We start from the raw sequence: 829 nt of genomic DNA, 5'->3' as shown, positions 1-829 counted from the left end.
TTGTTGCGCGCTGAGGCCCACGCCGACGCTCAGTTGCAGGCTGTCGCGGGCGCTGAGGCCGTTGTCCATCAGGTAGCGGAACTGGTCTTCGTCGCTGTCCATTCCGGCGAGGAAACGCTGGCCGGTCTTGGCCAGCACGGCGTCGCGGATCAGGCGGCTTTCGTAGTAACCGTCACCGAGGCGGCGCCAGGCTTCGTCGCTGTTGTAGCCGAGCTTGTCGAGCAAATACTGGGAGCTGAGAAAGTTGGCCAGGTGGGTGAATAGCGGATTGGTTTCGATCAGGTACGGGCTGCCGGGGTTTTTACTCGGGATGAACAGGCCGTATTGGCCGTTGGGCAGTTGAAATTCCGGTGGTCGCGTGAGGTCGTCGCTAAGGCGCTCGGGGCTCAGTTCCAGGTCATTGGGGTTGTGGCCGATTTCGCCGGTCAGTTGCGCCAGGGTGTTTTCGCGCAGGGTGCCGTTTTGCAGGTATTGCGTGGCGTGCAGGTTGAGGCTGCCGCCGGATTGCAGGGTGGCGGCGTACTGTTCGCGGCCGTCTTCGCGCCAGGTGGTCAGGGTGCCGGGGTTGCTGAAGCCTGCGCCGCTGGAGCGGGCCTTGAGTTCGGCGAAGCGCACCGGGTCGAAGGGCGCGTTGTGAAAGGCCGGCAGATCGACGAACTCCATCTGGTCCCACAGCGCTTTGTCGATGCGCCCGGGGGTGCCGATGATGGTGCTGGAGGTGCCGGTTTGGGACGCGGCGCCCTGGTTGATCAGGCTGCGGGCGCTCAGGTGCATATCGCCGTTGGCAGCGAGCAGGCTGTAGCGGTTTTGCAGGGTGTCGGCGTTGAGG

1 pseudogene is annotated in these 829 nt (G+C 64.3%); it reads right to left on the bottom strand.

Features of this window, described 5'->3' with window-relative positions:
• Positions 1-829 (bottom strand): annotated as a pseudogene (locus DYL61_RS31395) (S-layer family protein); the annotation flags it as partial.

The organism is Pseudomonas nabeulensis, assembly GCF_004682045.1.
Lineage (GTDB): Bacteria > Pseudomonadota > Gammaproteobacteria > Pseudomonadales > Pseudomonadaceae > Aquipseudomonas > Aquipseudomonas nabeulensis.
Note: the sequence above shows the minus strand (reverse complement) of the source record. Positions and strands in the feature narration are given on the sequence as shown.